Annotated in this window: 15 protein-coding genes, 1 tRNA gene and 1 pseudogene; 11 read left to right on the forward strand and 6 right to left on the reverse strand. The window is 67.1% G+C overall.

All coding sequences use genetic code 11. The features are described 5' to 3' along the window. Positions 1 to 138 precede the first annotated feature (138 nt). From ACFQJD_RS17770 to ACFQJD_RS17810, 9 genes and pseudogenes are all read left to right on the forward strand, one after another. On the forward strand, positions 139 to 2,325 hold the full coding sequence (locus ACFQJD_RS17770) for an elongation factor EF-2 (protein ID WP_379800004.1): 2,187 nt from the start codon (positions 139 to 141) through the stop codon (positions 2,323 to 2,325). 174 nt (positions 2,326 to 2,499) lie between these two features. Next, positions 2,500 to 3,489 carry a sensor histidine kinase gene (locus tag ACFQJD_RS17775; RefSeq protein ID WP_379800006.1) on the forward strand — a complete coding sequence of 330 codons (990 nt, stop codon included), beginning with the start codon at positions 2,500 to 2,502 and terminating at the stop codon, positions 3,487 to 3,489. A gap of 192 nt (positions 3,490 to 3,681) precedes the next feature. Continuing rightward, complete coding sequence (locus tag ACFQJD_RS17780; protein ID WP_379800008.1) at positions 3,682 to 4,269, forward strand: amino acid-binding protein; 588 nt, start codon at positions 3,682 to 3,684, stop codon at positions 4,267 to 4,269. Positions 4,270 to 4,271: 2 nt separating this feature from the next. After that, positions 4,272 to 5,218: pseudogene (locus tag ACFQJD_RS17785) on the forward strand (homoserine dehydrogenase). A gap of 188 nt (positions 5,219 to 5,406) precedes the next feature. Then, on the forward strand, positions 5,407 to 6,675 hold the full coding sequence (tuf, locus tag ACFQJD_RS17790) for a translation elongation factor EF-1 subunit alpha (RefSeq protein ID WP_379800010.1): 1,269 nt from the start codon (positions 5,407 to 5,409) through the stop codon (positions 6,673 to 6,675). Further along, on the forward strand, positions 6,676 to 6,984 hold the full coding sequence (gene rpsJ / locus ACFQJD_RS17795; protein WP_379800012.1) for a 30S ribosomal protein S10: 309 nt from the start codon (positions 6,676 to 6,678) through the stop codon (positions 6,982 to 6,984). A 133-nt stretch (positions 6,985 to 7,117) separates the two neighbouring features. Beyond that, positions 7,118 to 7,189 (forward strand) — tRNA-Ala (locus tag ACFQJD_RS17800). Positions 7,190 to 7,666: 477 nt separating this feature from the next. Then, on the forward strand, positions 7,667 to 7,915 hold the full coding sequence (locus ACFQJD_RS17805) for an antitoxin VapB family protein (RefSeq protein WP_379800014.1): 249 nt from the start codon (positions 7,667 to 7,669) through the stop codon (positions 7,913 to 7,915). Continuing rightward, positions 7,912 to 8,313 carry a PIN domain-containing protein gene (locus ACFQJD_RS17810; RefSeq protein ID WP_379800016.1) on the forward strand — a complete coding sequence of 134 codons (402 nt, stop codon included), beginning with the start codon at positions 7,912 to 7,914 and terminating at the stop codon, positions 8,311 to 8,313. Before ACFQJD_RS17805 ends, ACFQJD_RS17810 begins: the two co-directional genes overlap by 4 nt. A gap of 293 nt (positions 8,314 to 8,606) precedes the next feature. Here the strand turns inward: ACFQJD_RS17810 and ACFQJD_RS17815 are convergent, their stop codons facing one another. Further along, positions 8,607 to 8,789, reverse strand: a complete 183-nt coding sequence (locus ACFQJD_RS17815) for a hypothetical protein (protein WP_379800018.1) — start codon at positions 8,787 to 8,789, stop codon at positions 8,607 to 8,609. A 46-nt stretch (positions 8,790 to 8,835) separates the two neighbouring features. Here ACFQJD_RS17815 and ACFQJD_RS17820 point away from each other — a divergent pair, with 46 nt between their 5' ends. After that, positions 8,836 to 9,213, forward strand: a complete 378-nt coding sequence (locus ACFQJD_RS17820) for a DUF2267 domain-containing protein (RefSeq protein ID WP_379800020.1) — start codon at positions 8,836 to 8,838, stop codon at positions 9,211 to 9,213. A 105-nt stretch (positions 9,214 to 9,318) separates the two neighbouring features. On the opposite strand, the gene ACFQJD_RS17825 is transcribed toward ACFQJD_RS17820, so the two are convergent. After that, a complete protein-coding gene (locus tag ACFQJD_RS17825) occupies positions 9,319 to 10,170 on the reverse strand; it encodes a sensor histidine kinase (protein ID WP_379800022.1) in 852 nt (283 codons plus the stop codon). A 120-nt stretch (positions 10,171 to 10,290) separates the two neighbouring features. Beyond that, entirely contained in the window at positions 10,291 to 10,404 is a 114-nt protein-coding gene (locus tag ACFQJD_RS17830; protein ID WP_379800024.1) for a rubrerythrin-like domain-containing protein, read from the reverse strand. A 149-nt stretch (positions 10,405 to 10,553) separates the two neighbouring features. On the opposite strand from ACFQJD_RS17830, the gene ACFQJD_RS17835 reads away from it, so the two are divergent. Then, positions 10,554 to 11,846 carry an amidase gene (locus ACFQJD_RS17835; protein ID WP_379800026.1) on the forward strand — a complete coding sequence of 431 codons (1,293 nt, stop codon included), beginning with the start codon at positions 10,554 to 10,556 and terminating at the stop codon, positions 11,844 to 11,846. Between the two features lie 94 nt (positions 11,847 to 11,940). On the opposite strand, the gene ACFQJD_RS17840 is transcribed toward ACFQJD_RS17835, so the two are convergent. The 3 genes from ACFQJD_RS17840 to ACFQJD_RS17850 form a co-directional block, all read right to left on the reverse strand. Continuing rightward, the gene (locus tag ACFQJD_RS17840) at positions 11,941 to 12,351 is read right to left on the reverse strand and encodes a hypothetical protein (RefSeq protein ID WP_379800028.1); all 411 of its coding nucleotides are present in this window, start codon (positions 12,349 to 12,351) and stop codon (positions 11,941 to 11,943) included. A gap of 106 nt (positions 12,352 to 12,457) precedes the next feature. Next, entirely contained in the window at positions 12,458 to 12,877 is a 420-nt protein-coding gene (locus ACFQJD_RS17845) for a high-potential iron-sulfur protein (RefSeq protein ID WP_379800030.1), read from the reverse strand. 73 nt (positions 12,878 to 12,950) lie between these two features. After that, positions 12,951 to 13,793: a DUF5995 family protein gene (locus tag ACFQJD_RS17850; RefSeq protein ID WP_379800032.1), complete on the reverse strand. Its 843-nt coding sequence runs from the start codon at positions 13,791 to 13,793 to the stop codon at positions 12,951 to 12,953. Between the last annotated feature and the right edge of the window lie 8 nt (positions 13,794 to 13,801).

The raw sequence follows: 13,801 nt of genomic DNA on the forward strand, positions 1-13,801 counted from the left end.
CCGAGAGGCGGACTTCCGGGCGCGACGCGACGGCAGCGTGCGAAACTCTATCAATCGGAAGCAGGACGCTCACAGCGCCCGTTTCGTCTCCGGCAAAACACTACCCTTTTGACCCTCCTTCCGGTAGAAGGCAGTATAATGGGCCGACGTAAGAAAATCGTGCAGGAGTGTGAACGGCTGATGGACGAGCCGGAGAACATCCGGAACATCGCCATCGCCGCTCACGTCGACCACGGCAAGACGACGCTCACCGACAACCTGCTCGCGGGTGCAGGGATGATCTCACAGGACACGGCGGGCCAGCAGCTCGCGATGGACACGGAGGAAGACGAACAGGAACGCGGCATCACCATCGACGCCGCGAACGTCTCGATGACCCACGAGTACGAGGGGAACAACCACCTCATCAACCTCATCGACACGCCGGGCCACGTCGACTTCGGCGGCGACGTGACCCGCGCGATGCGCGCCGTCGACGGCGCGCTCGTGGTCGTCGACGCCGTCGAGGGCGCGATGCCCCAGACGGAGACGGTGCTCCGGCAGGCGCTCCGCGAGGGCGTCAAGCCGACGCTCTTTATCAACAAGGTCGACCGCCTCATCTCCGAACTCCAGGAGGGTCCCCAGGAGATGCAGGAGCGCCTCCTGTCGGTCATCCACGACGTGAACGAACTCATCCGTGGGATGACCGAGGAGATGGAGACCGTCGAGGACTGGACCGTCTCCGTCGAAGGCGGCACCGTCGGCTTCGGCTCCGCGCTCTACAAGTGGGGCGTCTCCATGCCCTCGATGCAGCGGACGGGCATGGACTTCGGCGACATCATCGAACTCGAACGCGCGGACAAGCGCCAGGAACTCCACGAGCGGACGCCGCTCTCGGACGTTGTGCTCGACATGGTCTGTGAGCACTTCCCGAACCCGCTGGACGCCCAGCCACGGCGGATCCCGCGCATCTGGCGCGGCGACGACACCTCCGACATCGCGGAGTCGATGCGCCTGGTCGACGAGGACGGCGACGTCGTTCTGATGGTCACGGACATCGGCATCGACCCCCACGCCGGCGAAATCGCCGCCGGCCGCGTCTTCTCCGGAACGCTGGAGAAGGGCCAGGAGCTGTACGTCTCGGGGACGGCGGGGAAAAACCGCGTCCAGAGCGTCGGCATCTACATGGGCGGCGAGCGCGAGGAAGTGGAACACGTCCCCGCCGGTAACATCGCCGCCGTCACCGGACTCAAAGACGCCATCGCCGGGTCGACCGTTTCGAGCGTCGAGATGACGCCGTTCGAGTCCATCGAACACATCTCCGAGCCGGTCATCACGAAAAGCGTCGAGGCGAAGAACATGGACGACCTGCCGAAGCTCATCCAGACGCTCCAGCAGGTGGCCAAGGAGGACCCGACGATCCAGGTCGAGATCAACGAGGAGACGGGCGAACACCTCATCTCCGGCCAGGGCGAACTCCACCTGGAGGTCATCGGTCAGCGCATCGAGCGCAACCAGGGCATCCCCATCCACACCGGCGAACCCATCGTCGTCTACCGCGAGGCCCCCACGGGGTCCTCCGACACCGTCGAGGGCGTCTCGCCGAACCGTCACAACAAGTTCTACATCTCCGTCGAGCCGCTCTCGGAGGGGATCGTCGAGGCCATCCAACACGGCGAGGCGTCGATGGACATGCCCGAACTGGAGCGCCGCGAGGCCCTCCAGGAGGCCGGCATGGACAAGGACCCCTCCCAGAACGTCGAGACCATCCACGGGACGAACATCCTCATCGACGACACGAAGGGGATCCAGCACCTCAACGAGACGATGGAGCTCGTCGTCGAAGGCCTCGAAGAGGCGCTCGACGACGGCCCGCTGGCGGCCGAACCCGTCCAGGGCGCGCTCGTCCGCCTGCACGACGCCCGGCTCCACGAGGACACCATCCACCGTGGCCCGGCACAGGTCATCCCCGCCGTCCGCGAGGCGGTCCACCGTTCGCTCATCGACGCGGAGGTCCGCCTGCTCGAACCGATCCAGGACGTCCGCATCGACGTGCCGTCGGAGCACATGGGCGCTGCCTCCGGCGAGATCCAGGGTCGTCGCGGCCGCGTCGACGACATGTACCAGGAGGGCGATCTGATGGTCATCGAGGGCATCGCGCCCGTCGGGGAGATGATCGGCTTCTCCTCCGACATCCGGAGCGCCACCGAGGGACGCGCCTCGTGGAACACGGAGAACGCCGGCTTCCGCATCATGGCCGACAACCTCCAGCGCGAGAAGATCATGGAGATCCGCGAGCGCAAGGGCATGAAGCTCGAACTGCCCGCCTCCATCGACTACTTCTAACGTCGCCCGTTTCGCTGGCGAAGATTGATTGTCGCCGTCGGCGAACGATGGGGACGTGCCGGGTATTCTCACGAAACTCGACGCCGCGTTCGGGAGGCGCTTCGGCGAGGAGCGACGTCCGCGAGTCGCCGCCGGTCGCGGGTCGCCAGGGTCGTCGCGTGCGCGTTCGTCGCGGTGAGCGGCGTCGCGCTGCTCGTCCCGAACGCGACGCCGTTCGTCCGCGGCGGCTCGGCCGTCTCGCTCGGACTGGGAGCGCTCGGAACGGCCGTCAGCCTCGGGCTGGCCGTCTCGGGCGTGTTACTGTACCGGAGCGACTTCTCGACGCCGAACGTCGTCCGCATCGCCGTGTGGGACTGTCTCGGACTGGTCGTCCTCGGGGGCGTCCTCTGGTTGCACGTCGGCGCGCGCGGCCTCGCCGGGAACGCGCTGATGGCGGGGAACCTGCTCGCGGTCAGCGCGACGGCCCACGTCCTCATCGGCGTCCACGACGCCCGGCGGGTCCGGGCCGAACAGCTCGCTCGCGAACGCGAGAAGTTCGCCGTCCTCAGTCGCGTCCTGCGACACAACCTCCGCAACGAGGCGAACGTGTTGCTGGGACACGCCGGACAGCTCGAAGCCGAACTCGACGACCCCGAACTCGCGTCGTCGGCCAGAGTCGTCCACGAGCGGGCGAGCGTGATCGGCGGTCTCGCGACCAAGGCACGCGAACTCGTCTCGGCGGTCGAACGGCGGGGCGGTCCGCCGCTACGGACGAACGTCGCCGGGGCGGTGGCGACGGCCGTCGACGCCGTCGACGGGGAGCGCGTCGAGGCGGACGTGCCGGACGACCTGTGGGTGTGGGCCGACGAGGGCTACGCGGACGCGATAACGGAACTCGTCGAGAACGCCGTCGAACACGGCGGGTCGAACGTCGCGGTGACGGCGGAAGCCGACGGCGGCTGGGTCCGGGTCCGCGTCAGCGACGACGGCGGCGGGATTCCCGACCACGAACGCGCCGTCGTGACGGGCGACGCCGACATCGACCAGCTCACCCACGGGAGCGGCCTCGGCCTCTGGGTGGTACGGACCATCGCGGAGTCGAGCGGCGGCCGCCTCGGCTTCGACTCGACCGAGGACCGCACCGTCGTCACGCTCTCACATCGTCGCGCACGCGTTCGGGAGTGACCGGGACGCCGAACGACGGCCGCCGACGTGCGCCATCGGTGAAGTCTTATACCGCGTGGCTGTTGTATGCAGGTATGCCTGCGGCACGAACCCCACTCGTTGGTGTGTCGGCACGGAGCCACCCCGCGGTCCCGCCCCGTCGCCGATTACAATTATTACAGCGACGGGTCGGGCCGCGGGGGTGACGGCGTGATGTCCGGGGACGAAGCGCTGTCGGCAGACGCCCCGGAGGAGATGCCCGGCGAGGAGCGGACCGACGGCGGCGAGCGCCCGCAGACGTACACCATCCGCCTCGAACTGGTGGACGAACCGGGACAGCTACTGGCCGCCCTGAAGCCGATCGCCGACAACGGCGGCAACCTCCTCTCGATATTCCACGAGCGCGGGAACAAGACGCCGCGCGGCCACATCCCGGTCGAGGTCGACCTGGAATGTCCGCCGGACCGTTTCGAGATCATCGTCGACGCGCTCCGCGAGGAGGGCGTCAACGTCATCCAGGCCGGATCAGAGCGCTACGGCGAGGAGCTGACGGTGCTGCTCGTCGGCGACATCGTCGACACGGACCTCTCGGACACGCTCCGGCGCATCGAACGCTGTACCGACGCGACGCTCGCGGACCTGTCGCTGTCGGCCCCCGAAGGCCGCGAGGACATCTCCAGCGCGCGCCTCCGGTTGGCGACGCGCGCGGGGAAGGCGACGACCGTGGTCGACCTCGTCCGCGAGGTGGCGACCGCGAAGGGACTGAACGTCGTCGAACCGCTGATGGAGGGATCGGCGTGAGCCTGAACGTCGCCGTCGTCGGCGCGGGCGCGGTCGGGCGCTCCGTCGTCGAACTCGCGGGCGAGTACGGCCACACGGTGACGGCGGTCGCCGACTCGTCGAGCGCCGCCATCGACCCGGCGGGACTGGACCCCGAGGCGGTGCTCGACCGGAAGGACCGCGAGGGAGCCGTCGGGACGGCCGCGCCCGAGGACGCCCTGGCGGCCGAGTACGACGTCCTCGTCGAGGCGACGCCGACGACGCTCGGCGACGCAGAGCCCGGCTTCTCGCACGCCCGGGCGGCGCTCGAATCGGACCGCCACGCCGTCCTCGCCAACAAGGGGCCCGTCGCGGAACGCTACGGCGACCTGATGGCACTCGAACGCGAGAGCGAGGGGTCGGTCCTGTTCGAGGCGACGGTCGGGGGGCGATCCCCGTCCTCTCGACCATCGCCGACTTCGGCGCGGACCACATCACCGCCGCGCGCGGCGTCCTCAACGGGACGGCCAACTTCATCCTCTCGCGGATGGCCGCCGAGGGCTTGGGCTACGAACACGTCCTCTCGGAGGCACAGGACCTCGGCGTCGCCGAGGCGGACCCCGCCTTCGACGTCGAAGGGACCGACGCGGCGCTGAAGTTCGTCATCCTCGCCAACGTCCTGAGTCAGGGCGACGACGAGTACCGCCTCGACGACGCCGACGTCGAAGGTATCAAGGACATCCCCGGGAGCGCCCTCGACCTCGCGGCCGAGGACGGACGAACGGTTCGGCTCATCGGCGAGGCGACCCCGGAGAGGGTCCGGGTCGGCCCGCGACTCGTCCCCCAGCACGGGGCGCTCGCGATGACGGGGACGCGAAACATCGTCCAGTTGGAGACGGAACACGCCGGCCAGTTGAACGTCAGCGGCCGGGGCGCGGGCGGCCCGGAGACGGCGACGGCCGTGCTCTCGGACGTCAGCCGCCTCGAATAGGCCCGAACGCCGGTCGACGCGCCGCCGTCGCCCCCGACGACGCCGCGCCGTCGACGGCGTAGCGACCGTGATACGTGGTGTCATAAACCGCAAGACGTCGTGGAGATGCGCTGTACCGCGTATCGAAATCGTTTTAGGTCGTTCGAGCGAAATACCTCCCACGAAGCGCCTTAGCGCGTGATTATACAATGAGTGAGGACAAACCGCACCAGAATTTGGCCATTATCGGCCACGTCGACCACGGAAAGAGCACGCTCGTCGGGCGACTCCTGTTCGAGACAGGGTCCGTACCGGAGCACGTCATCGAACAGTACCGAGAGGAAGCCGAAGAGAAGGGCAAGGGCGGCTTCGAGTTCGCCTACGTGATGGACAACCTCGCCGAGGAGCGCGAACGCGGGGTCACCATCGACATCGCCCACCAGGAGTTCGACACCGACGAGTACTACTTCACCATCGTCGACTGTCCGGGCCACCGTGACTTCGTCAAGAACATGATCACGGGGGCCTCGCAGGCCGACAACGCGGTGCTCGTCGTCGCCGCGGACGACGGCGTCGCACCCCAGACCCGAGAGCACGTCTTCCTGGCCCGCACGCTGGGTATCAACGAGCTCATCATCGGCATCAACAAGATGGACGTCGTCGACTACAGCGAGGACACCTACAAGGAAGTCGTCGACGAGGTCCAACAGCTGCTCAAGCAGGTCCGCTTCAGCACGGACGACGCCGCGTTCATCCCGATCTCGGCGTTCGAGGGCGACAACGTCGCCGAGAAGTCCGGCAACATGGACTGGTTCGACGGCCCGACCCTGCTGGAGGCGCTCAACGACCTGCCGGAGGCCGAGCCGCCGACGGATGCGCCGCTCCGGCTCCCCATCCAGGACGTCTACACCATCTCCGGCATCGGGACGGTCCCGGTCGGCCGCGTCGAGACGGGGATCATGAACATCGGCGACAACGTCTCGTTCCAGCCGTCGGACGTCGCCGGTGAGGTCAAGACCATCGAGATGCACCACGAGGAAGTGCCGGAGGCCGGCCCCGGCGACAACGTCGGGTTCAACGTCCGCGGCATCGGCAAGGACGACATCCGTCGCGGTGACGTCTGTGGTCCGGCCGAGGACCCGCCGACGGTCGCCGAGACGTTCACTGCCCAGGTCGTCGTGATGCAGCACCCGTCGGTCATCACCGCCGGCTACACCCCGGTCTTCCACGCCCACACGGCGCAGGTCGCCTGTACGGTCGAATCCATCGACCAGAAGCTCGACCCCGCCTCGGGCGAGGTCGCCGAGGAGAACCCGGACTTCATCAAGTCCGGCGACGCCGCCGTCGTGACAGTCCGTCCGCAGAAGCCGCTCAGCATCGAGCCGTCCTCCGAAATTCCGGAACTCGGTAGCTTCGCCATCCGCGACATGGGTCAGACCATCGCGGCCGGCAAGGTGCTCGAGGTCAACGAGCGATAGATGCAGCAGGCACGCGTTCGGCTCGCCGGAACGAGTCCCGAGGACCTCGACGACATCTGCGACGATGTCCGGGACATCGCGAGCAAGACCGGCGTCAGCCTGAGCGGACCCATCCCGCTCCCGACGAAGACCCTCGAAGTTCCGTCCCGGAAATCCCCCGACGGAGAGGGGACGGCGACGTGGGAACACTGGGAAATGCGCGTTCACAAGCGTCTCATCGACATCGACGCCGACGAACGCGCGCTGCGCCAGCTCATGCGCATCCAGGTCCCCAACGACGTGAGCATCGAGATCGTCCTCGAAGACTGATCGAGGGCGGCCGCCTCTGCACGGCGCTAAGGCGTACATCGACTCCATTTTCGGCGTCGAACGCCCGGAATCTCGTGACGGAGTTCGGTCGAAACAGAAGCTACAAGTAACGTGACCGGCTGTATTCCAGTGCGGGCTCGTAGATCAGTGGCAGATCGCTTCCTTCGCAAGGAAGAGGCCCGGGGTTCAAATCCCCGCGAGTCCATCGGAGCGACCGAGTTTTTCGAGGGAGCGAGAATGGTCGAGCCGGGATTCGAACCCTGGAAGTCGCAGCGCCGAGCGTAGCGAGGCGACCGTCTTCCTCTGGCTCAAATCCCCGCGAGTCCACTCACTTCGTTCCCTCGCTTGGTCCCGTTCGCTCCGCTCACGGGACCCCCGCGAGTCCACGATTTTCTGTCGACCGAACCGACGAGCGTCGCGAGACGTGAGCGAAGTGAACGTCTCGGACGGCGAACGGCGGAGCCGTGAGCCAGCGAGTCGCGTTCGTCGACTGTAATCAGCCTGTTCGAACGCGAGGATTCGAATTTAGAGCCCGGATTCGTCGTGGACCCGGGCGGCTGAGAGACGTTTCGAGAGGCGTATCTCGGCACCTATCCGACGGAGCGAAGATCCGAACGCGGGGGAAAGTCGACTGGCTCTGTGCCCAACGACTAAGCCGCGTCAACGCCAACGTCAACGCAAGATGGCAACCGCTGACGAACAGATTCGAGTGAGCGAACGGGTGAAACGGGAACTCAACCGCCTCCGTCGAGAGGGTGAAAGCTACAACGACGTCTTGGAGCGTGTCCTCGAGGAGGACCGCACCGGCGACTTCTACGACGGGTTCGGCCGGTGGTCCGACGAGGAAGCCGAGCGCGTTCGCGAACAGCGCCGCAAGTCGAAGGACGAGCGGAAGAAGCGGATGCGAAAGCGGGCCGAGGACGCCACATGAAGGTCCTCGACGCGACGTTTCTCATCGACTACCTGGACGGCGTCGACGCGACGAAGGAGTTCTACGAGTCGAACGGGGCCGAGAACGAACGCTGGGTGATGCCAGTCCCGGCCTACACCGAGGCGCTCGTCGGAGAGGGGAACCTCTCGAACGGCGACGTCGCCGGCGCTCGTGGTGACCTCTCGTGGGGCGAGAAGTACGAAGTAGACGAGCGGACGGCCGTGACGGCCGGGGAGATCGCGGACGAGATCGGGCCGGGCGGCCCGTATCTCGACGGCCTCGACGCGCTCGTCGCCGCGGTCGGGCGAGAGTTGGACGCGCCAGTCGTGTCCACCGACGGTGACCTCACCCACGAAGAGACGAAGAAGATCGTCGACGTCGAAGAGTACCGCAACTAACCAAACCCCGCCCACCAACCCGGCCGAACCTCGTCGGGCGGGCCTACCGCCGGCAACGGCCGTCGCAACTCCGCGTCAACGTCGCCCGCGAGGTACAGCTCGCCCCACGTCGTGAGTTCGTACGTATCCGGGGCCTCGACGAAGGTGAAGAACCGGGCGCACGACGAAGTTGAGTGGCTGTAGCGACGAAACCCCGACCCATTCTCGCATACAGTGTACACATATGCCCGCGATACGAGTTCAGGAGGATGTGAAAAAGCGCCTCGACGCGCTGAAACGGGGCGACGAGACGTTCAGCGAACTCCGCGACTCAGCCGGAGCGAGAAAAACGCCGACGCGGTGGCCTCCTCAGTGACTTCGACGACGGCGAACTCGAGGAGGGGATGCGCGACACCCGTGCGAGAACGCGGAGCGCGTTCGGCGCTCACGACACAGCGGCGATGCGCTGAACAGCCACCCCCGGTGCGGAATTGCACGCACTTTGACGTGTACTCGGCTCGATGGTCCGTGTGGTGATCTGATGTGACGACCGCCGCCATCGTCGACGGAGTCAGAGATCGAACCGACATCGAGACCGAAGAGCGCGCACTGGAGGTGATCGAGGCGACGCTGCGGACGCTCGCCGAACGACTCTCGCACGAGGAGGGACTGGACGTTGCGGAGTTCCTCCCGGCCGAGCTCCAGACGTGGCCGGTCGACTCCGAGTCGTGGTCCGAAGGCGCGTTCTCCTTCGACGACTTCCTGTCGAAGGTGGCAGAGCGTGCCGACCTCGACTCGAAGAATCGAGCGTTGACCTACTCACAGGCCGTATTCGAGGCGCTTCGCGTCGACGTCACGGAACCCGAACTCGACCGCGTACGGACGCAACTGCCTGCGTCCTACGACACGTTGTTCTCGTAGCGCCCGAACGCGCCGAGCGCCGCCGTAGCGGGATTTTTCCTCGATCACCAGTCGCGCGAACGGTTCGCGTGAACCTCACCGACGTTCAGGGGCGAACGATGCCGTCTACCCCGGGCTTCGCCGGAGACGGATCGTCACCGCAGTCCCTCGGGACTCTCGGTCGTCGATGGCGACGTCCCCACCGTAGTCGTCGACGGTCCACTTTACGAAATGCAGGCCGAACCCCCTGCCGTCGCTCTCTGTCCCCATCACTCCGTCCTCGAAGATTTCCGCCTTCTTGCTGTCCGATATGCCCGGCCCGTCGTCCGCGACGACGACTTCCACATCCTCCCCGTCACACCGGCCGGTCACTCGTACGGACGGCGATTCGCGATCGCTGTGCTCGACCGCGTTTCGCAGGAGATTCTCGAAGACGAGGGGTAAGCGGTCGTCTGCACGGACGTCCACGTCGGGGACGTCGTTCTGCTGGACGTCGACGTGTTCGTGTAAGCGCTCCAGTCTCGACACCTCCTCGTCGAGCGTCTCGCGAAGCGGGCGATCACCGAGTTCGTGTGTCCCGTCGCTGACGATGGCGTCGGTGAACGCGCCTATCGTCTTGACCCGGGTGATCAGCTCTTCGACTCGCCGTTCGATGACGTCGTGGTGATCGTGAGACGGGTCACCCGTCCCGTCCTCTTCGAGCGCCGCCACCCGTCCGCGAACCGTGTTGAGGCTATTCAGGAGGTCGTGACGGAGACTCCGATTGATGAGTTCGAGTTTGTCTCGCTCCCGCTCGCACTCGGAGGCCTCGGACAGCGCTCTGACCAGCGGAGCGACCTGTTCGAAGTTCGGGCCGCGCGAGACGGTTCGTCGGGACTCGTCGTAGTCGACGAGACCGGCCTGTTCGAGCACGTCGAGCTGTCGTTCGTACGCTGCGTCCGACGACTCCTCACTTTCCAGATGTTCGTCGAGGCGCACGGCCGTCGACGGGTGACAGCCGCGTCGGCACGGGCGTGAACGAGAGCGGAGACGGACGAATCCTCGGGCGACGGCGGACGTAGCGGCGCGACCGTCGAGGACCGGTGGCGACGGTGCGAATCAGGTTCCGGATCGGCAGACGTGCCGGAGCCGACCGCTACACTCGGGACAGGTCATCCGGAACGGACTCGCCTCCAGCCTGTTTCCACAGGATGGACATTCATATTCCACCATGGTAATTAGGGTCACGAGACAGAACCAAATAAAGCTTTTCCGTTACATACGTTCAGAAGTTCGGCGGGCGAAGTACTTTAGTGGAGAACGGGAGAGCATTCCGTCGCAACGATGCGCGAACCGAGAACGGGACGAGAGAGGGCGGGCCAGTGACCGTAGAACAGACGTCGCTCGCGGACGTGGCAGCGTCGCTTCGCGACGGCGACCGGGAAATACCGGCGTACCTCGACGAGTGTTACGAGCGGATGGACGCCCACGAACCGGACGTCCGAGCGTTCGTTCCGGAACCGAAACGGCGGGAACGCCTCGACGCCGAGGCGGCGGCGATGGCCGATCGGTATCCCGATCCGGTGGACCGACCCCCGCTGTACGGCGTTCCGGTGGGGGTGAAAGACATCTTCCACGTCGACGGACTACCGACGCGGGGCGGGTCTGATCTGCCACGGGGGAAGTTGGCCGGGCCGCAGTCGGAGGCGGTGACGGCGCTCCGCGAGGCGGGCGCGCTCGTGATGGGCAAGACGGTGACGACGGAGTTCGCGTACTTCGAACCCGGACCGACGCGAAATCCACACGACACGGACCACACGCCGGGCGGATCGAGCAGCGGCTCGGCCGCCGCCGTCGCCGCCGGGATGTGCCCGATAGCCCTCGGCACGCAGACGATCGGCTCCGTCGTCCGTCCGGCGGCGTTTTGCGGCGTCGTCGGCTACAAGCCGAGTTTCGGTCGGATTCCCACCGGCGGCGTCCTGCCGCTCTCGGAATCGCTGGATCATGTCGGCATCTTCACCCAGGACCTGGCGGGGATGGAACTCGCGGCGTCGCTGTGCTGTGACGAGTGGGACGCCGCGGGTGATGTCTCGCGGCCGACGCTCGGCGTGCCCGAGGGACCGTATCTCGATCAGGCGTCCGAGACGGGGCGCGCGCACTTCGCGGATCACGTCGAGGCGCTCGAAGCCGCCGGCTACGAGGTGCGCCGCGTCGACGTCTTCGGGGACATCGAGGCCCTCAACGAACGGCACGTGGATCTCATGGCCGCCGAGGCGGCGCTCGTCCACCACGAGTGGCTGGAGACGCTCGAAGACCGATACGCCGAGAGCACCCTCGAGATGCTCTGCGACGGACGGAGCGTGACGGCGGAGGAACTCGCCGCGGGACGACACAGTCGGACCGACCTCCGCGCCGAACTGGAGACGGTCATGGACGACCGCGCCATCGACGCGTGGGTGAGTCCGGCGGCACCGGGGCCGGCACCCGAAGGGATCGACTCCACGGGCGATCCGGCGATGAACCTCCCGTGGACGCACGCCGGCGTTCCGGCGGTCACCCTCCCGGCGAGCGAATCGACCGAGGGACTGCCACTCGGACTCCAGTGCACCGCCCGCTTCGGCGACGACGAACGCCTCCTGGCGTGGGCCGACGGGATGGCGACCGCACTCGACTGAAGCGACCGGGCCGTCCTCGCGTCGACTCGAAGTCGTCGGCCGCGACGACGGAACTCGTCGGTGACGTGGCTCGCAAAATACGGCCGTTCTCCCCCTACCCGTCGATCCGCCGGGTGTAAATCCACGTGTACTCGCTCCTGTCGAGGTAGGCTCCGGGGCCGGTCGAGTAGATGTCACCGCTGGAGTAGCTCCGGTCGGCGTCGAACGCGATCATGTGTCGGATGCGCGGGCCGCGACCGCACAACCCGAGGCCGACGCCGTCGCGACCGACCGCCGTCGCCCACGACGCCGCGACGAGGGCGTAGTCGTCGCAATCGCCGGTACCGGTCTCGATCGTCGTCGCGGGTTCCTGGACGAAGTCGTTCAGCCCGTTCCACGGGTCCTGGGTCCACTCGTATCGGTTCCGGCTCCACTCCTCGATGTCGAATCGGTCCCAGTCGTACGCCGTATCGAGATACCGACGGGTCAGGAAGAACACGAGCAGGGAAAACCGGGTCGGTTTCATGTCGGACGTACGACGTCAAGGCACATAGCAGTGGGGGCGAAACCTGCACAACGCCGGGGGCGAGAGCACGGCCGCGACGCGCGAAACCCGGGGTTCGCGCGGCGGCCTATCCGTCGTAGGCGGCGTAACTCACGCAGTAGCCGTCGGGTTCGATCTTCCCCTCGACGATGGCACACGCGCCGAGTCCGTCGCCGTTCTGATCGGGGACGTAGTAACGACAGCCCGAACACCGCTGGCCGTTCCGCGGCGACGACTGGTACTCCACCCCGGATTTGGTCGCCAGCGCGTCGGGGTTTCGCTCCGTCCCGTCCAGCGACGTCGCGGTCTCGTACGCCGACGGGACGGGGCCGAGATCCGCTCCGTCGCCGCTATCGTCACCGCCGTTGCTATCGCCGTCGCCATTGCCGCCGCTGCCATCTCCGTCCCCGCCGCCGTCGCCACCGCCACACCCGGCCAGTCCAACGGCGGCGGACGCACCGGTCAGCCGGAGGAACCGACGCCGCGATCGACGCTCGTTGTCGGACATACGTCTGATGTTGGGCTGCCATCCACAAATACACCGGGTCGGAGGAAACCGCTCGGGAGTTGCACCGGACGCGCTACGCTCCGGATTCGAGTTCGCGGAGTCGCGCGAGAAGCGGCGAGTCGTTTGGCGCGAGAATCGCCCGGCCGTTCCCCGTCGCCACCGCCTCCAGCAGCCATCTCACGGCGCGGTCCGCCACGGACGTCCGCAGGTCCGTGCGGGCGACCGCGCCGTGCCACGCGAACTCCCGGCCCTCTTCGAGGGACAGCGAGGCGAGCGCTTCGTCGATTCGCCCGGCGGAGGCGTCGAGTTCGGTCAGTCCGGGTGCGTAGTGGTCGGCGAGTAGTCGCTGTTCGGCGTCGATCAGCCGTCGGAGGACGTCGTTGACGGCGACGTGATCGGCGTGTTTCGCGGGGCGGTTCGGGTCGACGCCCACGTCGTGGACGGCGAGTGCGAGGTCGTGGACGACGTGGGCGTTGATGCCGAGGAGGGCGTCCTGGACGACGAGGGCGCGACCCCGCCGTGCCGTGTCGAACGCCAGTACCCACGGATCGGGGACTGCCTCGGCGTTCCCGCGTTCGTACGCGAGGAGCGCTCGCCGGTAGTAGTCCGCGAACGTGACGAGGTAGTCGGCGACCCACGCCGGATCGCGGAACTCGCCCGCCTCGATGCGCTCCTGAACGCGCTCGGTGACGGCGACGTACACCGTCAGGAAGACGGCTCGGCGGTCGTCGTGGTTCCGAAACCGCGCTTCGAGCGCGGCGAGGCGGTCCCGCGCATCGGCGACGGAAGCGTACGGTTCGGCGATCAGGTCATCGACGTCGACGCCCGGTTCGGGCGGGACGAACCCCTCCTCGGGTCGAAGCCGACCGCGTTCGCGGCCGTCCGGAGGGTCCGTGGACGAGCCAGTTCGGCCCACGCTCTGAG

Source organism: Haloplanus sp. GCM10025708 (assembly GCF_042663985.1).
Taxonomy (GTDB): Archaea; Halobacteriota; Halobacteria; order Halobacteriales; family Haloferacaceae; genus Salinirarus; species Salinirarus marinus.

Coding starts and splice junctions, on each gene's coding strand:
- ACFQJD_RS17770 (WP_379800004.1), top strand. CDS start 139: ATGGGCCGACGTAAGAAAATCGTGCAGGAGTGTGAACGGCTGATGGAC.
- ACFQJD_RS17780 (WP_379800008.1), top strand. CDS start 3,682: ATGTCCGGGGACGAAGCGCTGTCGGCAGACGCCCCGGAGGAGATGCCC.
- tuf (WP_379800010.1), top strand. CDS start 5,407: ATGAGTGAGGACAAACCGCACCAGAATTTGGCCATTATCGGCCACGTC.
- rpsJ (WP_379800012.1), top strand. CDS start 6,676: ATGCAGCAGGCACGCGTTCGGCTCGCCGGAACGAGTCCCGAGGACCTC.
- ACFQJD_RS17805 (WP_379800014.1), top strand. CDS start 7,667: ATGGCAACCGCTGACGAACAGATTCGAGTGAGCGAACGGGTGAAACGG.
- ACFQJD_RS17810 (WP_379800016.1), top strand. CDS start 7,912: ATGAAGGTCCTCGACGCGACGTTTCTCATCGACTACCTGGACGGCGTC.
- ACFQJD_RS17830 (WP_379800024.1), bottom strand. CDS start 10,404: ATGGTGGAATATGAATGTCCATCCTGTGGAAACAGGCTGGAGGCGAGT.
- ACFQJD_RS17840 (WP_379800028.1), bottom strand. CDS start 12,351: ATGAAACCGACCCGGTTTTCCCTGCTCGTGTTCTTCCTGACCCGTCGG.
- ACFQJD_RS17845 (WP_379800030.1), bottom strand. CDS start 12,877: ATGTCCGACAACGAGCGTCGATCGCGGCGTCGGTTCCTCCGGCTGACC.